The sequence below is a fragment of the Phaeobacter sp. LSS9 genome (genome assembly GCF_003443595.1).
GTDB classification, from domain to species: domain Bacteria; phylum Pseudomonadota; class Alphaproteobacteria; order Rhodobacterales; family Rhodobacteraceae; genus Phaeobacter; species Phaeobacter piscinae.
On the sequence record NZ_CP031956.1, the window covers coordinates 3,506,865 to 3,523,987 of the forward strand.

Genomic DNA, 17,123 nt, shown 5'->3' on the forward strand with positions numbered 1-17,123 from the left:
TGCAAAATGACGATCAGAATTGGCAATGCCCCATGTTCCTGGGGGGTAGAGTTTGCACAGGATCCCCGTAACCCGGACTGGCGCAGCGTTCTGAAGGACTGCGCCGAGGCCGGCTATAAGGGGATTGAGTTGGGGCCTGTGGGGTACATGCCCGAAGATCCCGCAATTCTGCGGGATGCGCTGGCGGAGCATGATCTGGAACTGATCGGCGGCGTGGTGTTCCGGGCGTTCCATGATCCTGATCAATGGGACGACGTCCTGGACGGGGCACACCGCACCTGCAAGGCGCTGAAGGCGCATGGCGCGGAACATTTGGTTCTGATCGATTCCATCTCGCCCCGCCGCGCGCCGACTGCCGGGCGCGCGTCGGAGGCTGAACAGATGAGCCAAGCAGAATGGTCGACATTCCGCGACCGGCTGGCCACAGTGGCCCAGATCGGGACAGAGGAATACGGTCTGACCGTCGGCATCCACGCCCATGCCGCGGGCTTCATGGATTTTGAGCCGGAGCTGGAGCGTTTGCTGGATGAAGTTGACGACAAGATCCTGAAGATCTGTTTCGATACTGGCCATCATTCCTATGCCGGATTTGACCCGGTTGCCTTTATGAAACGACATATGGATCGTATCAGCTATATGCACTTCAAGGACATCGATCCCAAGGTGAAGGCAGATGTGATCGCCAAGCGGACAAATTTCTACGATGCCTGTGGGCAGGGGATTTTCTGCAATCTTGGCGAAGGCGATGTTGATTTCCCAGCCGTTCGGCAACTGCTTGTTGATGCTGGGTTTTCTGGCTGGTGCACGGTGGAGCAGGATTGCGATCCGACGCTGGACCCTGACCCCGTTGGTGATGCGCGGGCGAACCGCGAATACCTCGAATCTATCGGTTTCAACTAGGGAGCGGCACCATGGCAAAACTGAAATGGGGCATGATTGGTGGCGGCGAAGGCAGCCAGATCGGACCGGCTCATCGTCTGGGGGCAGGACTGGATGGTGCCTTTGATTTCGCGGCGGCGGCCTTGGATCATCGCCCAGAGGAGGGGCGTGCCTATGGTCAGCGGCTGGGGCTAGCGGCGGACCGCGCCTACGGCGACTGGACGGAGATGTTGGAGGGGGAGCGCAATCGCGCGGATCGGGTTGATCTGGTCACTGTCGCAACCCCGAATGCCACGCACTTTGAGATCACCAAGAGGTTTCTGGAAGCTGGCTTTCACGTGCTCTGCGAGAAGCCGATGACGATGACTGTGGAAGAAGGCGAGGAAATCGTAAATATCGCCAAGGCGAAGGGCAAGATTTGCGCCGTGAACTATGGCTATTCCGGCTATTCCCTGGTCCGTCATATGAAGGCAATGGTGGCGCGCGGCGACCTTGGCAAAATCCGGCTTGTGAAGGCTGAATTCGCCCACGGCCACCATGCGGACGCGGCTGATGCAGACAATCCGCGGGTGCGTTGGCGCTACGATCCCGCGCAGGCCGGGGTCTCTGCCCAGTTCGCGGATTGTGGTATTCACGCGCTGCATATGGCGAGTTTTGTCATCGGTCAGGAGGTGGAACGCCTGTCAGCTGATACGGTCAGCTGTATTGAGAGCCGGGTTCTGGAGGATGACGCCATGGTCAATATGCGCTTTGACGGCGGGACTGTCGGGCGGCTCTGGACCTCTTCGGTGGCGATCGGACGCCAGCACGGGCTGACTCTGCAGGTGTTTGGAGAGACTGGTGGCCTGCGTTGGTCGCAGGAGCAGCCAAACCAGCTTTATTGGATGCCCCTTGGTGAACGGCTGCAGGTGATTGAGCGTGGCGAGGATAATCTCAGCCCCGAGGCAGATCGCACCAGTCGTGTGACCATCGGTCATGCCGAGGGGATGCCGTTGGCCTTTGCCAATATTTACAGTGATTTGGCAGAAGCGATCAGGGCTGAAAAGGCCGGGCGCCCAATCGATCCTGCCGCAGATCTATATCCGCGGGCCGAGGACGGATTACGCTCCATGGCGGCAGTTTTTGCGGTCGCGGAGAGCGGCGCAACAGACGGGGCCTGGGTGGATGCGCGTCCGCCTATGTTTCGCTGATTGAGCCTGATCTGAAGCAGGGCAGGGGCGTCGGTATTCTGGCGCCCTTCTTCGATGCCGGGTGATTCAGGTTTCTTGCGGTCGCAGGGTTCCGCGCTCTACCACATGACAGGGGAAAATACGGGCCTCTGGATAGCGATCAGGTTCGTCCAGCATCGCCGCGACCAGCTCAATCGAGGAATTGACGATCTGTTCAATCGGTTGGTGGATGGTGGTGAGGTCAATATTCTCCCACCGTGCCATCTCCATGTCGTTGAGGCCGATAACCCCGATGTCCTGCGGCACCTGCAGACCCTTTTCGCGGATCGCACTAAGTGCCCCAATCGACAAGACGTCATCGCCGCAGAAATAGGCCTCAGCCGGGTCATCGCGAAGCAGGCGCAGCATTTCACGGCGGCCCGCCTCGAACGAGTAATCCTCGGCAAAACTATGTGTTGCTGTGATATCTGGGTGGGTCTCCATCTCCGACGTGAAGCCTTTGCAACGGTCCTGAGTTGAGGTTGCGGTCTGCGGGCCACCCATGAAAGCGACTGTTTTGTATCCGCGGGCTACAAGCGTGCGTGCAGCCATCCGGCCACATTCGACGTTGTCGATCCCCACGACATGTACCTGCGGGGTGGAGGACGAGCGGCCAAAGCTGTGCACCACCGGCACACCCGCATCGCGAAATGCCTTGGCAAAGCCTGGCGGGAGAGTCGAAGAGGCTACGACTACACCATCCACGGAATACTGTCGCAACATCCGGACCGAGTTCTCGGGATCGGTTTCGTCAGAGAGATTGACCAGCAGTGGCCGCAGGCCCCGATCTTGCAGGCGGCGTGTAAACCGGTCGAAGACCTCAAGGAAAATCGGGTTGTGAAAGTTGTTGGAGACAAGGCCAATCAGTTTGGTGCGTCCGGTTGTCAGAGAGGAGGCCAATGCGTTTGGACTGTAGCCAAGTTCCTGCGCTGCCTTCTCGACCTTGCGCCGCATCTTTTCGGAGACGGATGCGCCATCGGTGAATGTGCGCGACACCGCTGATCGTGAGACCTGCGCCCGTTCTGCCACCTCTTTTAACGTTACAGCCATTCCTGGTCTTCCTCTTGTCCGGGCCATCTGGGGCCCATCCACCTGTGCAACCGGCTGCGCACCGGATCAGAGTATCTATCGCGGATCCAAATCGAGTTCAGCAGAAAAAATGCTGCCACAAATTGCAACCGGTTGCAAAAAAAATTGATTCGTGGTTATTCTGATCCCCGACGCGAATGGGACCGCCCGGACGCGATCGTGACGGTAAAACTTTGGGAGGAAAGAATGACGTCAATCTTCAAGACATTCATGCTCGCAACAACGGTTGCAGCGGCGCCGATGATGCTGGCAACAACAGCCTCTGCCGAGGGTGAAAAATATATCCTCGTCAGCCACGCCCCCGACAGCGACAGCTGGTGGAACACCATCAAGAACGGGATCGCCTTGGCGGGCGAGCAGATGAACGTGGAGGTGGAGTACCGCAACCCGCCGACCGGTGACCTCGCCGATATGGCGCGGATCATTGAGCAGGCCGCGGCCTCAGGGCCCAACGGCATCATCACAACCCTGTCCGACTATGATGTGCTGTCCGGCCCGATCAAAGCGGCCGTGGACAGCGGCGTGGATGTGATCATCATGAACTCCGGCACCCCGGATCAGGCCCGCGAAGTCGGCGCCCTGATGTATGTTGGTCAGCCAGAATACGACGCAGGCCATGCTGCGGGTATGCGCGCCAAAGCGGACGGCGTCGGCAGCTTTCTTTGCGTGAACCACTACATCAGTTCGCCATCTTCAACAGAACGCTGTCAGGGCTTTGCCGACGGGCTGGGTGTGGATCTCGGCGATCAGATGATCGACAGCGGACAGGATCCGGCGGAAATCAAGAACCGCGTTCTGGCCTATCTCAACACCAACCCGGAAACTGACGCGATTCTGACACTCGGTCCGACCTCGGCGGATCCGACCCTGCTGGCGCTGGAAGAAAACGGCATGGCTGGCGACATCTATTTCGGCACCTTCGATCTGGGTGAGGAAATCGTCAAAGGTCTGAAAGCCGGTGTCATCAACTGGGGGATTGATCAGCAGCCGTTCCTGCAGGCCTATCTGCCGGTCGTGGTTCTGACCAACTACCACCGCTACGGCGTGCTGCCCGGCAACAACATCAACTCTGGCCCTGGTTTTGTAACCAAGGACGGCCTGGAAAAGGTCGAAGAGTTCGCGGGCGAGTACCGGTAATCATCTCCCCAAGTGCGGGCGGCTGAGACACATCAGCCGCCCCTTATTTCAGAGAGAGCACTATGTCTGACGCACCTACCCAATTTGCGGAAGACGAGCGGATCAAAACCCGTTCGAAATTCCGCGAAGCCATGATCCGACCCGAATTGGGCGGCATTATCGGCACCATCACCGTATTCGCGATGTTCCTCATTTTTGCTGGTGACAGCGGCATGTTCAACAGCCAGGGCGTGATGAACTGGAGCCAGATCTCCGCCCAGTTCATGATCATCGCAGTTGGGGCCTGCCTGCTGATGATCGCGGGCGAGTTTGACCTGTCGGTCGGGTCCATGATCGGGTTCGCGGGAATGTTGATCGCCATTTTCAGCGTAACGCTGGGCTGGCCGGTCTGGTTGGCTATTCTGGTGACCTTCGCAATCGCCACAGCCATCGGTGCGCTGAATGGATTTATCGTGGTGCGCACGGGGCTGCCCAGCTTCATTGTCACGCTGGCCTTCCTGTTCATCCTGCGCGGCTTTGCAATCTATTTGCCGCAGACCATTGAACGTAAGACCATCATTGGCGGGGTGGCTGACGCGGCCGAGGGCGATTGGATGGCGGCGCTGTTTGGAGGCAAAATTCTGACCGGCCTGTTCCAGTGGTTGGGCGACAACGGTTGGATCGCCGTTTTTGAACGCGGCACCCGCAAGGGGCAGCCGGTGGTCGAGGGGCTGCCCATGCTCATCGTTTGGGCTATTCTGCTGGTGATCGTTGGTCATGTCATCCTGACCAAAACACGGTTTGGCAACTGGATCTTTGCGGCGGGCGGTGACGCTGAGGCTGCGCGGAACTCCGGGGTGCCTGTCAACCGCGTGAAAATCCTGATGTTCATGTTCACGGCTTTCTGCGCGACCGTCTTTGCAACCTGTCAGGTGATGGAGTTTGGCGGCGCCGGGTCGGATCGTGGCTTGCTGAAAGAATTTGAAGCCATCATCGCGGTGGTGATTGGTGGCGCGCTCCTAACCGGTGGCTATGGCTCGGTTCTGGGGGCGGCGCTCGGTGCGCTGATCTTTGGCGTGGTGCAGCAGGGGCTGTTCTTTGCCGGGGTCGAGAGCTCGCTGTTCCGGGTTTTCCTCGGTCTGATCCTGCTGTTTGCGGTCATCCTCAACACCTATATCCGCCGCGTCATCACAGGGGAGCGCTGATATGACTACGTCTCAACCCTTGATCCGCATGCAGGGTATCGAAAAGCACTTTGGCAGCGTCATCGCGCTGGCCGGTGTCTCGGTTGACGTATTCCCTGGGGAATGCCACTGCCTGCTTGGCGACAACGGCGCCGGGAAATCGACCTTCATCAAAACCATGTCCGGGGTGCATAAACCCACCAAGGGCGACATCCTGTTCGAAGGTGAGCCGCTGCATTTTGCGGATCCTCGCGATGCGATTGCCGCAGGGATTGCCACGGTGCATCAGCATCTCGCGATGATCCCGCTGATGTCGGTCAGCCGCAACTTCTTCATGGGGAATGAGCCGATCCGCAAGATCGGTCCGTTAAAGCTATTCGACCATGATTACGCCAATCGCATCACCATGGAAGAGATGCGCAAGATGGGCATCAACCTGCGTGGGCCGGATCAGGCTGTTGGCACCTTGTCGGGGGGGGAGCGTCAGACTGTGGCCATCGCCCGTGCGGTGCATTTCGGCGCGAAGGTGCTGATCCTGGATGAGCCGACATCGGCACTGGGTGTGCGCCAGACCGCCAATGTGCTTGCCACCATCGACAAGGTGCGCAAGCAGGGTGTGGCCGTGGTGTTCATCACCCACAACGTGCGTCATGCCCTGGCCGTTGGCGACCGGTTCACGGTGCTGAACCGGGGCCAGACCCTCGGGACGGCAGAGCGCGGCGAAATCTCCGCTGAGGAGCTGCAGGATTTGATGGCAGGCGGGCAGGAGCTGGCAACGCTTGAGGGAAGCCTTGGCGGCACAGTCTGAGGCGATACCAGATTCCTTTAAAAAAAGCCGCCGGGGTAGTCTCCGGCGGCTTTTGTTTTAGACCTCTTGGCGTGCCCTGCGCAGAACACCTGCGGGCGGGAGCGTGCCGACCTCGGTCTCTACCGGCTCGGTGAGATGGTTGAACCAGAATTCCTCCGTCGCGGTCTGTCGCATACGCACACCCTCGGGCATTTTGCGGATGGTCACGCCCGCGCGGGCGCAGAGCGTTGCGACCAAGCGATCCAGGCCCGCCGGATCCAGCCACCCGGCACAATAGACCTGATTTTCCGAAGCGACAGCGACCGGGTGACCGGTTGAGGTTTCGATCAGAACATCCGCCTCACCCTCCAGCGTTTCCAGATAGCCGACAACCGCGCCATCGCCGTTTGCGAGTGACAGCGGCATATTCGGTCGGAGGCTTTCGACCGCTGCGATGACCACATCCAATCCCTGAAGAGCCGGCGGCAACGGGGCGGTTGGAATCTTGAAATCCGCATCCCGCGCAGCCGTGCGCGGACCATAAAGACGCAGACCAGTCGTCTCGGCCAGTGCCTTTCGCAGGTCATCCGGGAGGTGCATCAGGCCGGGGGCAAGGATCAGCTCATATCCGGTGAAGTCACTTCGAGTCGGTGGGACGATGTCAACAGACAGACCCGCGCGACGCAGGGCACGGTAGTGATCCAGTACAAGGTCGAAGTAGCTCAGACCTTGACCATGCGGCTGCACCTGCCAGGCCCATTCGGCGTCATAGTCGAAGATCAGCGCGACAGGAGCCTGCGATGGTGCAACCTCACCCGCGTTTGCTAATTCCTCCGCCACCTGACGTGCCTCGGAGATGGCGGGGGTCTCTGCACTATCGGGGCGCAGTAGACCGGCATGGAGTTGCTCCTGCGCAAAAGGCGCCTGCCGCCAGCGGAAATAGCAAACCGCCTCTGCCCCATGGGCAAAGGCCTCCCAGGTCCAGAACCGCACCATGCCGGGCAGGGGCGCGGGATTGTAGGGCGCCCAGTTCACCGGGCCGGGTTGCTGTTCCATCACCCACCAGCGCCCACGCCCCACAGCACGGTAGAGGTCATGGTGAAAAGCCTGAAAATCCGGGTCACCCTGCCGCGCATATTGGCGCTGATCTGCTGCGCTGGCCCCAACCCGGTCCTCAAGAAAGCCCAAAGGGTAGCTGTCCCAACTGGCGATCTCCAGATCCTCTCCGACCTTGTAATGGTCAAAGTCGGTCACCCGTCCCATGTAATTATGCGCAATCGGCGCGTCGGAATGGGCGCGCAGGATCTCCACCTGATCGCGGTTGAAGCTGACAACTTGGTCTGATGAAAACCGTCGGAACGCCTGCATATGGGCCGGGTTCGGTTCGGTCACTGTGAGGTTCGGGAGCCCGATCTGGTCAAAGCGATCATACTCCATCGACCAGAACACATTTCCCCAAGCGCTGTTCAGCGCGCAAATGTTACCGTCGTACCGCTCTTCCAGCCACCGCACGAATGCCACACGGGCTGCGTCAGAGTAGCTAATCGTGGTGTTGTGGCAGCCGTATTCATTGTCCGTCTGCCAGGCGGCGATGCGCTCGCCGGGTCCATAGCGTTCCGCCATCAGTGTGACGATCCGCCGGGCCTCTGCGCGGTATCCCTGGTGGCTGAAGCAATAGTGGCGACGCGAACCGAAGCCGCGCGGCTTGCCATCTGCATCCAGCGCAAACATGTCAGGGTGGCGGTCCACCATCCAGCGCGGCGGCGTTGCGGTCGGGGTGCCCAGTACCACCTTCAACCCGGCCGCGACCAAGATATTGATGGCGCGATCCAGCCAGTCCCATTGCAGATCACCGGGGGTAGGTTCTATCTGTGACCAGGAGAATTCGCCAATGCGGACCCAGGTGAGCCCCGCCGCGACCATGCGTGCGGCGTCCTCTTGCCAGATATCTTCAGGCCAGTGTTCGGGATAGTAGCAGGTGCCAAGCGTGCGCTGCATGATTGTCCTCAAAGAATGACGCGGTGTTCGCGCTGGCCCTTGGCCGTCGTGTGAATGCGGTAGGTCTTGCCCGCTGCCGGATCATCCAGCCCATCTGCGGCGGTGGTGATGAACAGGTCTGACAGGTCTTCCCCGCCCAGGGCTGGGCAGGAGGCCTGCGCGGTCGGGACCGGATAGACTGCTGTCAGCTCTCCCGTTGGGGTGTAGACCGCGACACGGCCTGCGCCCCACTGCGCGTTCCAGAACCGGCCTTCCGTGTCAACAATGGCGCCATCAGGGCCGAAATCTTCGCCGCTAAGATCGATAAACACCGATGGCGCACCAATCGGCCATCCATCTTCCGCAGCAAGTGGCTGCCGCATGATCTTGCCCGTCTTGGTATCGGTGAAGTAAGCGCAGGATTTGTCCGGGGCAAAACAGATCGCATTGGTGATGGTCTGGTTTGTTATCAGTTGGCGCAGTTCGCCCCGGTAGTAGCGATAGATCGCGCCCAGGCCGAACTCCGCCTTATAGCCCATAGTCCCGATCCAGTACCCGCCCCAGGGATCTGCCCGACCATCGTTCGAGCGGGTCAGCGGCTGATCTGCCTCCAGATCTACTAGATGGATCCGCGCGCCGCTTTCGATATCAAACCGCCAGAGCGCGTTGGCGCTGGCCATGATCAGTGTTGTTTCATCGACCCAGCCAGCGGCGGACACGCAGTCGTCGAACTGCCAGTGGATCTCCGTTTCCCCAACAACGCTGAGCAGCCGCTTTTCGAGGATATCGAACCAGAACAGCTGCTTGCGGGTCGGGTGCCACAGCGGCCCTTCGCCAAGGGTGCAGCGGGTTTCGCTGAGGACCTGAGCCGCCGCTGCATGGATTTTTGGGTCATCTGCCATCAAAGGCCTCATCGTAAGCCGCAACGGTTTCTGTCGCAAGACGGGCGACGTCTTCGACTGAGCGGCCGGGTTTATAGAGAGAGGACCCCATGCCGAAACCGGTTATGCCAGCCCTCTGCCACGCTGAGAAGTCGTCAGGACCGACACCGCCCACAGCGTAGGTTTCAGCGTCCGTTGGCAATACCGCCTTCAACGCCGAAAACCCGTCCAGCCCCAGTTTGAAGGCGGGGAAGAATTTCAGACCATCCGCCCCGGCACGGAGAGCAGAAAAACACTCTGACGCGGTAAAAACCCCTGGATAAGACAACAGACCTGCCGCTTTCGTCGCGCGGATCACATCCGGGTTGCAGTCGGGCGACACCACCATCTGCGCCCCCATGGCTGAGAGCTGAGCAACCGCATCGGTATCGAGAACGGTACCTGCACCGACTGTGGCGCGCCCCTTCGCCTGATCCAGCATGGCGGCGATGCTGTCGTAGGGCTGGGGAGAATTCAGCGGGACTTCAATCTTGGTGATACCTGCGGCAATCAGGGCCTCGGTCATGGGGCGTGCCTCGTCAGGACGCAGGCCGCGCAGGATGGCGATAATATTTCGGCTCATGGAGTTTGGCTCTTTTGCAATTGGTCATAGGCGGCTGAGAGGCCGGCAAGGGTCAGGGTTTCGGCGTCAACGCGCTGGGGCACGCATCCCAGCGCGGACAGGGCTGTTTCATAGCAGCGGGCCAGCATATCGGTGCCCAGTATGGTGACGGGTTGGCGGGACCAGTCGTGTTGGGTCGCCGCAAGCTCGGCCCCGATCAACAGGCCCGACAGGCGGGCTCTACCGGTTTCTGGTGGCTGGCCGGTCAGCAACGCATCTGCGCGTAGGCGAAACAGCCGCGCCGAGATCGAGGCCGGAGCTGCGAGGCTCTCACTGATGGCCTGGGTAAAAGCGGCGTCATCCCAACCCTCCTCAGATACGCAGTGTCGCAGCACGGACTGTCCCCGGAGCAGGGCAAACATCTCACCGGTCATGAAGGTGGAGAAGCTGGTGACCTGCCCCTGATCAAGCCTGACCCATTTGCTGTGGGTGCCGGGCAGGCAGATGACCTGGGTTTCCTGTTGATTGCTGCCTTGGGAAAGAAACCCTGCGATTTGGGTCTCCTCTCCGCGCATGACATCAGCCGGATCCGTGGTTTTGATGCCAGGCAGCAAATAGACCGCGAGGCGTGGATCCGTGATGGCCGGCTGGGTGGCCTCGGCAATGCCTGGCGGCGGGCAGGGGGCGCTGGCATAGGGGGCCTCGGCCCAGCCTTGGCGCGAGCCTGCCATTCCGCAGCAGATAACGGGGAGCGGGCTACTTTCGCCCGTTGGGAGATGATCGCCCAAGAGGTCCAGAAGTGTGGGTTCATAGTCCTGTGGGCTCAGCCGTGACATGCCACGGTCAGAGGTGAGGCGGGCGATCACTTGATTTCGGGCATCCATCACCCAAAGCCGCAACTGGCTTGTCCCCCAGTCTGCCGCGATCCATGCAGGTGCAGATGTGTCTGACGTTCTATTTGGGGAGAGGTCGGGCGGAGCTGTCATCCCGTCACCACAACCCCGCCGTCCACCACCAGAGTCTGGCCGGTGATCATGCGGCTTGTTGCAGAGGCCAAAAACAAGGTGGAGCCGACAATGTCCTGAGGGGCCAGATGGTCCTTCAGGCACTGGCGTTCCAGATGGGCCGCAAGTGCCTCTGGTGTTGCCCATTGATCCAGCTGCTTATCCGTGAGCACCCAACCCGGTGCCAAGGCATTGACCCGTACACGGTCAGGCCCGAACTCGCGGGCGAGGCTCCGGGTCATTCCATTTATGCCTGCATTTGCAGTTGTGTATGCAGGATATCCGCTGTTTCCCATCATGTAGCTGATGGAAGTGAAGTTGACGATCGAGCCGCCTCCTGCGGCCTGCATCCCCGGCAATACTGCCTGACAGGCAAAGAAATAGGCCTTGAGATTGATCGCCTGCGCCCAGTCCCAAAACTCTTCGTCCACATCCGATGTGGCGTGGCGCTGATCATTCGCCGCGTTGTTCACCAGTGTGGTGATCGGGCCATGTGCTTCGGCTGCCTGCTTAATAGCCGCTTTCAGCGCTGGAATATCAGTAATGTCACATTGGATGAACAGGGGACGGTTGCCAGTCTCGGCCTCCATGCGCTCGACAAAGTCGGTGGCGTCAGAGCGCCCGACAAAGGCGACCTTGGCGCCTTGCCGCAGAAACCCTTCGCTCAGCGCGGCACCGATGCCAGAGCCACCGCCGGTGATGAAAACCGATGCGCCCTTCAGGTCCGGAAAGATTGCGGTATCGCTCATCAGTGGCTCTCCCGAGTGACGGGGCGGGTATCTTTGCCCACCAGGAAATCAAGGTCAGCGCCTTTTTCGGCCTGAAGCACGCTGTCGACATAGAGTTTTGCATAGCCGCGTGTGTAATGCGGCGGATCCGGCTTCCAGGCCTCTCGCCGCGCTGTCAGCTCTTCTGCTGAGACCAGAAGGTCTAGCGTACCATTCTTTGCGCTGACCCGGATCCGGTCGCCGGTCTGCACCAAGCCAAGGGGGCCGCCAGCCTGTGATTCTGGCGAGACATGCAGAATAACTGTCCCAAAGGCCGTCCCGGACATGCGACCATCGGAAATGCGGATCATATCACGCACCCCTTCGCGGACCAGTTTACGCGGGATCGGCATATTGCCGACCTCGGGCATGCCGGGATAACCCTTGGGGCCAACACCTTTCAGAACCAGAATGCTGTCTTTGGTGACCGGTAGATCGTCGCGGTCAATGTTGGCTTTCATGTCCTCAATGGTTTCAAACACATGGGCGATGCCTTCGTGTTCCAGCAGATGATCGGTCGCGGCTGAGGGTTTGACGATGGCACCGTTGGGCGCGAGATTACCGCGCAGAACACGCAGGCCGGCTGCAGGTTTTACCGGGTTATCAAAGCTCTTGATGACGTCGTTGTTGAAACACTCTGCTCCATCAGCGTAGGCCATGATATCGCCGCCCAGAACGGTGGTGTTACTGCGCAAATGCCCCTTGTCGGCCAGTTGTTTCAGCACGACCGGCATACCGCCCGCATAGCAGAAATCTTCCATCAGGTATTTGCCAGAGGGCATGCAGTTGACCAGGAGCGGGATATCACTGCCAAGGCCGAAGTCATCCAGCGATAGCTCAACGCCAACGCGGCCAGCCAGCGCAAGGAGGTGAACAACCGCATTGGTGGAGCCGCCAACCGCCGCGTTTGCCATGATCGCGTTGATGAAGGCATCACGGGTCAGCACGTCGGAGGGTTTGATATCCTCCTCGACCATCTCGACGATTCGCTTGCCGGTCAGATGCGCCAGCGCCATGCGACGGGCATCCACTGCGGGCAGGGCGGCATTTGTTGGCAGGCTCATCCCCATCGCTTCAACGAGGGACGCCATGGTGGAGGCCGTGCCCATTGTCATGCAGACGCCCTTGGACCGGCTCATGCCTGATTCTGCCGCCATGAAGTCCTGTAGCGTCATTTCCCCCGCACGCACCGCTTCGGAGAATTTCCATACATCCGTGCCAGAGCCGATATCCTTGCCCTGCCATTTGCCGTTCAGCATCGGCCCGGAACTGACCACGATGGCGGGCAGATCGACAGAGGCGGCGCCCATCAGCTGGCCGGGGGTCGTCTTGTCACAACCGCCGAGCAGGACAACACCATCGATGCCGTAGGCCCTGATCGATTCCTCCACATCCATCGCGAGGAGATTACGAAACAGCATCGCGGTTGGCTTCATCTGGGTTTCGCCCAGCGACATGACCGGGAATTCCACAGGGAACCCGCCCGCCTCCCAAACGCCGCGCTTCACCCCTTCGGCAAGATCGCGCAGGCCGGAGTTGCAGGGCGTTAGCTCGGACCATGTGTTGCAAATCCCGATAATCGGACGGCCGTCAAAGGCGTGATCGGGAAACCCCTGATTTTTCATCCAGCTGCGGTGGATAAATCCGTCTTTGTCCAGTTTGCCGTACCAGGCGCGATTTCGTCTGTCTTTGGTCATAGGCGTGTTCCTTCAATCACCCAGATCGACTGTGGGAAGGTCCAGGGCAGGGTGATCCCTTGGTGCATCAGATATTGGCCGCTGAGGGGCGCGGTTTCGGTTTTCAGGAGTGGAGAGCCACGCGACAGGCCGGGGGCGTCGTCGCGGTTCAGTAGGCGGATGTCGTAGGTCGCATCCGCATCCAGTCCAGTGAAGCGCAGCGGACGGGGCAGGATCTGCGCACTGGCTTTTGAGAGGCCGACAAAGGCGACAAACCGACTGCCATCCTCGGCGCGTTGCAGCTCTGCGATCACTGCCGGATCGTCACTGTCGAGGCGCAGAATATCCGCCCGCTCGGTCCAATGCCGGTTATCTTTCCACCAGTTGGTTACATCGCGCACGACCTTGGCCTCATCCACGCTCAGCTCTCGCGGGTCCATTTCAAAGCCCATATGCCGCTGTGCCGCGACCCAGGCGCGGAGGCGGATGTCGGTTATGCGACCGGAGGTGTGGCACTTACGTGGCCCGATGTGACTGCCCGTCACGACCATGGGCAGGAACAGCGCGGCTTCGTGCTGGATCCGCAGCCGCTCCAACGGGTCGTTGCTGTCAGAGAGCCAGACGCGATGGGTGCGTGACAGAATGCCAAAGTCGATACGCCCGCCGCCGGATGAACAGCTCTCAAATTCCACCGTGGGGAAGTCTGTGCGCAGCCGATCAAAAAGGGCATAAACTGCCTCAGCTTGCGCGCTGTCTGGTTCCGGCAGCACACGATTGTGATCCCATTTCACATAGTCGATAGGATGAGCGGCCAGCACAGCTGCGATACGTTCGTAGAGATAGTCCTGAACCTCTGGTCGGGCGATATTCAGCACCATCTGTTGTCGGCCCAGGACCTGATCAGGATCGCCCAGAACCCAGTCGGGGTGGGCGCGAAACAGATCGCTGTCCGGGTTGATCATTTCCGGCTCAAACCAGATGCCGAATGTCATGCCTTCTGCATGAACATGGTTGATCAGAGGCATCAGCCCATCGGGATATTTGCGCGCATCGATTGTCCAGTCGCCGAGGGAACTGGTATCGTCATCGCGTTTGCCGAACCAACCATCGTCCAGCACGAACCGTTCGGCTCCCAAAGCTGCGGCCCGGCTTGCAATATCGCAGAGCGCGGCGTGGTCGTGGTCGAAATAGACCGCTTCCCAGCAGTTGTAATGCACCGGTCGCGGGCGCGTAGGGGCAGGGGGCTGCAGGATCTCGTCACGCAGATGACGCTGAAAGGCAACGGCGCAACCGTTTATCCCCTGATCCGAGAACACTGCATATAGCGGCGCGGTTTCAAATTTGATGCCGGGGGCGCGTCGGCTGCCGGTTGCGTGCCCCCATTGGATCTGGCGCCGCCCGTCGGGCAGTTCCTCAGCCAGCATTTTGTGGCCTCCGGACCAGCCGTAGTGGAAGGCGTAGGCGGATCCTTGGCTGTTCGTGGTGCCTGTGCAGGGCACGATCAGGCCGGGGAAATACTCATGCCCGGTGCGACCGGTGGGATTGTCCCTGAGCCTCGCGCCGGCGCTCCAGGGTGTCCTGCTGGTCTGAAACTCCCCGATCCAGCGACCATGAAAATCGATCATCTCGTGACTGTTCTGAGGCCCCGGAAAGACTGGTGCAGAGAGCCAGTTCACGCTGATCGGCTGTTCGGAGGCGAGCGAGGCCTGCGCACGGATCATGCCGGTTGTGGGCGTCAGTTCAAACATCGCCTGATAGCGAAGACCGTTGCCGGTGTCGTGGTAATGTAGGATGAGGCTCAGGTCGTCTTCTTCCGCTCGATCAAACGCGAAGCGCGGCAGCAGCGCCTTGCCTGTGCTGTCTGTCAGCGACAGACCCGGCTGTCCGGAAAAGGACCGCCGGGCCTCGGGGCAGATCGACAGCGGCGGCACGGCATCCAGCATGCCCCCCGTCACATCCATGCGCGCGGCGGCAACAAGCATCTCCAGATCAGTCCCATCCGGCAGGCGCGGCCCCCAGTAGATGATCTCGGCCAAATCTGTGCCATGGGCGGCGAGGATCAGGCTTTGCCTCTGATCCTGAAGCGCCCAACAGCGGATACTGGTGATCGTGCTCACTTCACGGCCCCCAGAGTCAGACCAGCGATAAAGTGGCGCTGCATCAGGAAGAACATTGCAACCGGCGGCAGGGCCGCGACGATGCTGCCTGCGCTCATCAGATGATAAGCCGCTCGGTATTGCGCGTTGAAAGAGGTGATGCCTGCTGTCACCGGCTGGCTCTCGGCGCCCTGAGTCAGGACAACCGCCCAGAAATAATCGTTCCAGATGAAGGTAAAGATCAGTACGCTCAGCGCCGCAATTGCGGGTTTCATCAGCGGCAGGACCACGAACCAGAAAATCCGCCACTCCGCGACACCTTCGACGCGGGCCGCCTCTATCAGCTCATAGGGCAGGGCGCGGATGAAGTTACGCATGAACAGCGTGCAGAAGCCGGTCTGAAAGGCAATGTGAAACAGCACCAGACCCGTCTTCGTGTTGTAAAGCCCCATGTCCAGCGTCAGATCGCGCACCGGCACCATCAGGATCTGAAACGGGACGAAGTTGCCCGCCACAAACATGAAGAACAGCAACAGATTGCCGCGGAATTTATACACGCCAAGCGCAAAGCCCGTCATGCAGGACAGGGCAACTGCACCGATCACGGTTGGTACGGTGATCAGGACAGAGTTGAGCAGGTAGCGCGGCATGTCGGAGCCAAAGAAGACCCGGCCGTAATTGCTGAGCCCTTCGAAGGAGGAGGGCACCCCCCAGTAGTTCCCGGTGGTGAAATCGGCCTCTGGTTTGATCGAGAAGATGGCCACAGCGATCAGCGGCAGCAGCCACATGACAAGGGCCGCAGGGACCAGCGCCTGATAGGTTGTCTGCCACGCGCGCGAGCTGTTCTGGATGGGTTTCGGAAACATCAGCGGCCCCCTTTGTCGTCTTGGTACATGGACCACAGGAAATAGGCGATGAAGCAGAGCATGATCAGGAACAGAAGCACAGCAATTGCCGCGCCATAGCCCATGCGGAAGCCATATTCGGACAGCGCCTTCTCAAACATATAGAACGACAGCACCCGGCTTGAGCCAAATGGGCCGCCGTTGGTCATGATGGAGATGAGGTCAAAACTGCGCAGCGCGCCGATGATGGTTACGACAAACGCCACGAAGGTCGCCGGACGCAGCTGCGGGATGATCACATACCACAGCATTTTGGCGCCTTTTGCGCCATCCAGACGCGCCGCCTCGACCTGTTCGGGGTCAACCGCATTGAGGCCAGTGAGGTAGAGGATCATGCAATAGGCTGTCTGGGGCCAGAGGCCGGCAATGATAATGCCATAGGTCACCAGCGTCGGATCGCCCAGCACATTGATCGGACCAAGGCCGACCCAGGCCAACACCTGATTAAGGAGGCCGAATGTGGGGTCATAGAACCAGCTGAACACCAACCCGACAACAACTTGGCTGATCACAAACGGAAAGAAGAACAATGATTTGTAGAGGCGGATACCTGTCATGGTCTGATTGAGGAACAAGGCGATGAACAGGCCTGCCGGGATCGCAAGGAGGTAAAGCAGCAGCCATTTGAGATTGTTCCAGAGAGACACCTCGAATGCGCGGTCATCCATCAATTCCCGGTAATTTTCCATCCCGATGAACTGCGGGTCACCCAGACCGTCCCAGCGATAAAACGACAGGTTGAAGCTCTGCAGAATTGGGAAAATTACATAAAACAGAAAGAAGATCACGCCGGGTGCGAGAAACAGCCAAGGCGCAAGTGCTTGTCGGTTGCGCCTGAGCCAGCTGTCACTGACACCGGGTGAGGTGGCAGACGATCCGGTTTCTGGAGCGAGGTTCATCTCAGCCACGGGAAATCTCCCTTGTTATCATAAATAGCGTGGTTTGATCACCGG

The 17,123-nt window shown here is 59.8% G+C and carries 15 protein-coding genes; 5 read left to right on the forward strand and 10 right to left on the reverse strand.

What is annotated here, in order from left to right; all coding sequences use genetic code 11:
- Positions 1 to 6: 6 nt before the first annotated feature.
- Positions 7 to 900, forward strand: a complete 894-nt coding sequence (locus D1820_RS16665) for a sugar phosphate isomerase/epimerase (RefSeq protein ID WP_118069816.1) — start codon at positions 7 to 9, stop codon at positions 898 to 900.
- A gap of 11 nt (positions 901 to 911) precedes the next feature.
- Positions 912 to 2,069 carry a Gfo/Idh/MocA family protein gene (locus D1820_RS16670; RefSeq protein ID WP_118069817.1) on the forward strand — a complete coding sequence of 386 codons (1,158 nt, stop codon included), beginning with the start codon at positions 912 to 914 and terminating at the stop codon, positions 2,067 to 2,069.
- Between the two features lie 66 nt (positions 2,070 to 2,135).
- Here D1820_RS16670 and D1820_RS16675 read toward each other — a convergent pair whose 3' ends face one another.
- Positions 2,136 to 3,137: a LacI family DNA-binding transcriptional regulator gene (locus D1820_RS16675; protein WP_118069818.1), complete on the reverse strand. Its 1,002-nt coding sequence runs from the start codon at positions 3,135 to 3,137 to the stop codon at positions 2,136 to 2,138.
- 225 nt (positions 3,138 to 3,362) lie between these two features.
- Between D1820_RS16675 and D1820_RS16680 the strand changes: the two genes are divergently transcribed.
- The 3 genes from D1820_RS16680 to D1820_RS16690 all read left to right on the forward strand — a co-directional run bounded on the left by D1820_RS16680 (position 3,363) and on the right by D1820_RS16690 (position 6,284).
- Positions 3,363 to 4,313 carry a sugar ABC transporter substrate-binding protein gene (locus D1820_RS16680; RefSeq protein WP_040172405.1) on the forward strand — a complete coding sequence of 317 codons (951 nt, stop codon included), beginning with the start codon at positions 3,363 to 3,365 and terminating at the stop codon, positions 4,311 to 4,313.
- Positions 4,314 to 4,375: 62 nt separating this feature from the next.
- The gene (locus D1820_RS16685) at positions 4,376 to 5,497 is read left to right on the forward strand and encodes an ABC transporter permease (protein WP_040172408.1); all 1,122 of its coding nucleotides are present in this window, start codon (positions 4,376 to 4,378) and stop codon (positions 5,495 to 5,497) included.
- Between the two features lies 1 nt (position 5,498).
- A complete protein-coding gene (locus D1820_RS16690) occupies positions 5,499 to 6,284 on the forward strand; it encodes an ATP-binding cassette domain-containing protein (protein ID WP_118069819.1) in 786 nt (261 codons plus the stop codon).
- 57 nt (positions 6,285 to 6,341) lie between these two features.
- On the opposite strand, the gene D1820_RS16695 is transcribed toward D1820_RS16690, so the two are convergent.
- The 9 genes from D1820_RS16695 to D1820_RS16735 are packed head-to-tail and all read right to left on the reverse strand — an operon-like array spanning position 6,342 to position 17,069.
- On the reverse strand, positions 6,342 to 8,261 hold the full coding sequence (locus D1820_RS16695; RefSeq protein WP_118069820.1) for a beta-galactosidase: 1,920 nt from the start codon (positions 8,259 to 8,261) through the stop codon (positions 6,342 to 6,344).
- Positions 8,262 to 8,269: 8 nt separating this feature from the next.
- A complete protein-coding gene (locus D1820_RS16700) occupies positions 8,270 to 9,142 on the reverse strand; it encodes an SMP-30/gluconolactonase/LRE family protein (protein ID WP_118069821.1) in 873 nt (290 codons plus the stop codon).
- Positions 9,132 to 9,743, reverse strand: coding sequence for a 2-dehydro-3-deoxy-6-phosphogalactonate aldolase (locus tag D1820_RS16705; RefSeq protein ID WP_118069822.1), 612 nt, complete (start codon positions 9,741 to 9,743; stop codon positions 9,132 to 9,134). The genes D1820_RS16700 and D1820_RS16705 overlap by 11 nt, the downstream gene beginning before the upstream one ends.
- Entirely contained in the window at positions 9,740 to 10,708 is a 969-nt protein-coding gene (locus D1820_RS16710; RefSeq protein ID WP_118069823.1) for a 2-dehydro-3-deoxygalactonokinase, read from the reverse strand. The genes D1820_RS16705 and D1820_RS16710 overlap by 4 nt, the downstream gene beginning before the upstream one ends.
- Positions 10,705 to 11,475 (reverse strand): SDR family NAD(P)-dependent oxidoreductase, encoded by a 771-nt coding sequence (locus D1820_RS16715; protein ID WP_118069824.1) that lies wholly within the window; start codon positions 11,473 to 11,475, stop codon positions 10,705 to 10,707. Before D1820_RS16715 ends, D1820_RS16710 begins: the two co-directional genes overlap by 4 nt.
- Positions 11,475 to 13,190 (reverse strand): IlvD/Edd family dehydratase, encoded by a 1,716-nt coding sequence (locus D1820_RS16720; RefSeq protein ID WP_118069825.1) that lies wholly within the window; start codon positions 13,188 to 13,190, stop codon positions 11,475 to 11,477. Before D1820_RS16720 ends, D1820_RS16715 begins: the two co-directional genes overlap by 1 nt.
- Positions 13,187 to 15,286, reverse strand: coding sequence for an alpha-galactosidase (locus tag D1820_RS16725; RefSeq protein ID WP_118069826.1), 2,100 nt, complete (start codon positions 15,284 to 15,286; stop codon positions 13,187 to 13,189). The genes D1820_RS16720 and D1820_RS16725 overlap by 4 nt, the downstream gene beginning before the upstream one ends.
- Positions 15,283 to 16,131, reverse strand: a complete 849-nt coding sequence (locus D1820_RS16730) for a carbohydrate ABC transporter permease (protein ID WP_118069827.1) — start codon at positions 16,129 to 16,131, stop codon at positions 15,283 to 15,285. Before D1820_RS16730 ends, D1820_RS16725 begins: the two co-directional genes overlap by 4 nt.
- Complete coding sequence (locus D1820_RS16735; protein ID WP_205521417.1) at positions 16,131 to 17,069, reverse strand: carbohydrate ABC transporter permease; 939 nt, start codon at positions 17,067 to 17,069, stop codon at positions 16,131 to 16,133. Before D1820_RS16735 ends, D1820_RS16730 begins: the two co-directional genes overlap by 1 nt.
- Between the last annotated feature and the right edge of the window lie 54 nt (positions 17,070 to 17,123).

What these genes read in the sequence shown, in the direction of transcription:
- D1820_RS16665 (WP_118069816.1), top strand. Translation starts at nt 7, where the DNA reads ATGACGATCAGAATTGGCAATGCCCCATGTTCCTGGGGGGTAGAGTTT.
- D1820_RS16670 (WP_118069817.1), top strand. Translation starts at nt 912, where the DNA reads ATGGCAAAACTGAAATGGGGCATGATTGGTGGCGGCGAAGGCAGCCAG.
- D1820_RS16675 (WP_118069818.1), bottom strand. Translation starts at nt 3,137, where the DNA reads ATGGCTGTAACGTTAAAAGAGGTGGCAGAACGGGCGCAGGTCTCACGA.
- D1820_RS16680 (WP_040172405.1), top strand. Translation starts at nt 3,363, where the DNA reads ATGACGTCAATCTTCAAGACATTCATGCTCGCAACAACGGTTGCAGCG.
- D1820_RS16685 (WP_040172408.1), top strand. Translation starts at nt 4,376, where the DNA reads ATGTCTGACGCACCTACCCAATTTGCGGAAGACGAGCGGATCAAAACC.
- D1820_RS16690 (WP_118069819.1), top strand. Translation starts at nt 5,499, where the DNA reads ATGACTACGTCTCAACCCTTGATCCGCATGCAGGGTATCGAAAAGCAC.
- D1820_RS16695 (WP_118069820.1), bottom strand. Translation starts at nt 8,261, where the DNA reads ATGCAGCGCACGCTTGGCACCTGCTACTATCCCGAACACTGGCCTGAA.
- D1820_RS16700 (WP_118069821.1), bottom strand. Translation starts at nt 9,142, where the DNA reads ATGGCAGATGACCCAAAAATCCATGCAGCGGCGGCTCAGGTCCTCAGC.
- D1820_RS16705 (WP_118069822.1), bottom strand. Translation starts at nt 9,743, where the DNA reads ATGAGCCGAAATATTATCGCCATCCTGCGCGGCCTGCGTCCTGACGAG.
- D1820_RS16710 (WP_118069823.1), bottom strand. Translation starts at nt 10,708, where the DNA reads ATGACAGCTCCGCCCGACCTCTCCCCAAATAGAACGTCAGACACATCT.
- D1820_RS16715 (WP_118069824.1), bottom strand. Translation starts at nt 11,475, where the DNA reads ATGAGCGATACCGCAATCTTTCCGGACCTGAAGGGCGCATCGGTTTTC.
- D1820_RS16720 (WP_118069825.1), bottom strand. Translation starts at nt 13,190, where the DNA reads ATGACCAAAGACAGACGAAATCGCGCCTGGTACGGCAAACTGGACAAA.
- D1820_RS16730 (WP_118069827.1), bottom strand. Translation starts at nt 16,131, where the DNA reads ATGTTTCCGAAACCCATCCAGAACAGCTCGCGCGCGTGGCAGACAACC.
- D1820_RS16735 (WP_205521417.1), bottom strand. Translation starts at nt 17,069, where the DNA reads ATGAACCTCGCTCCAGAAACCGGATCGTCTGCCACCTCACCCGGTGTC.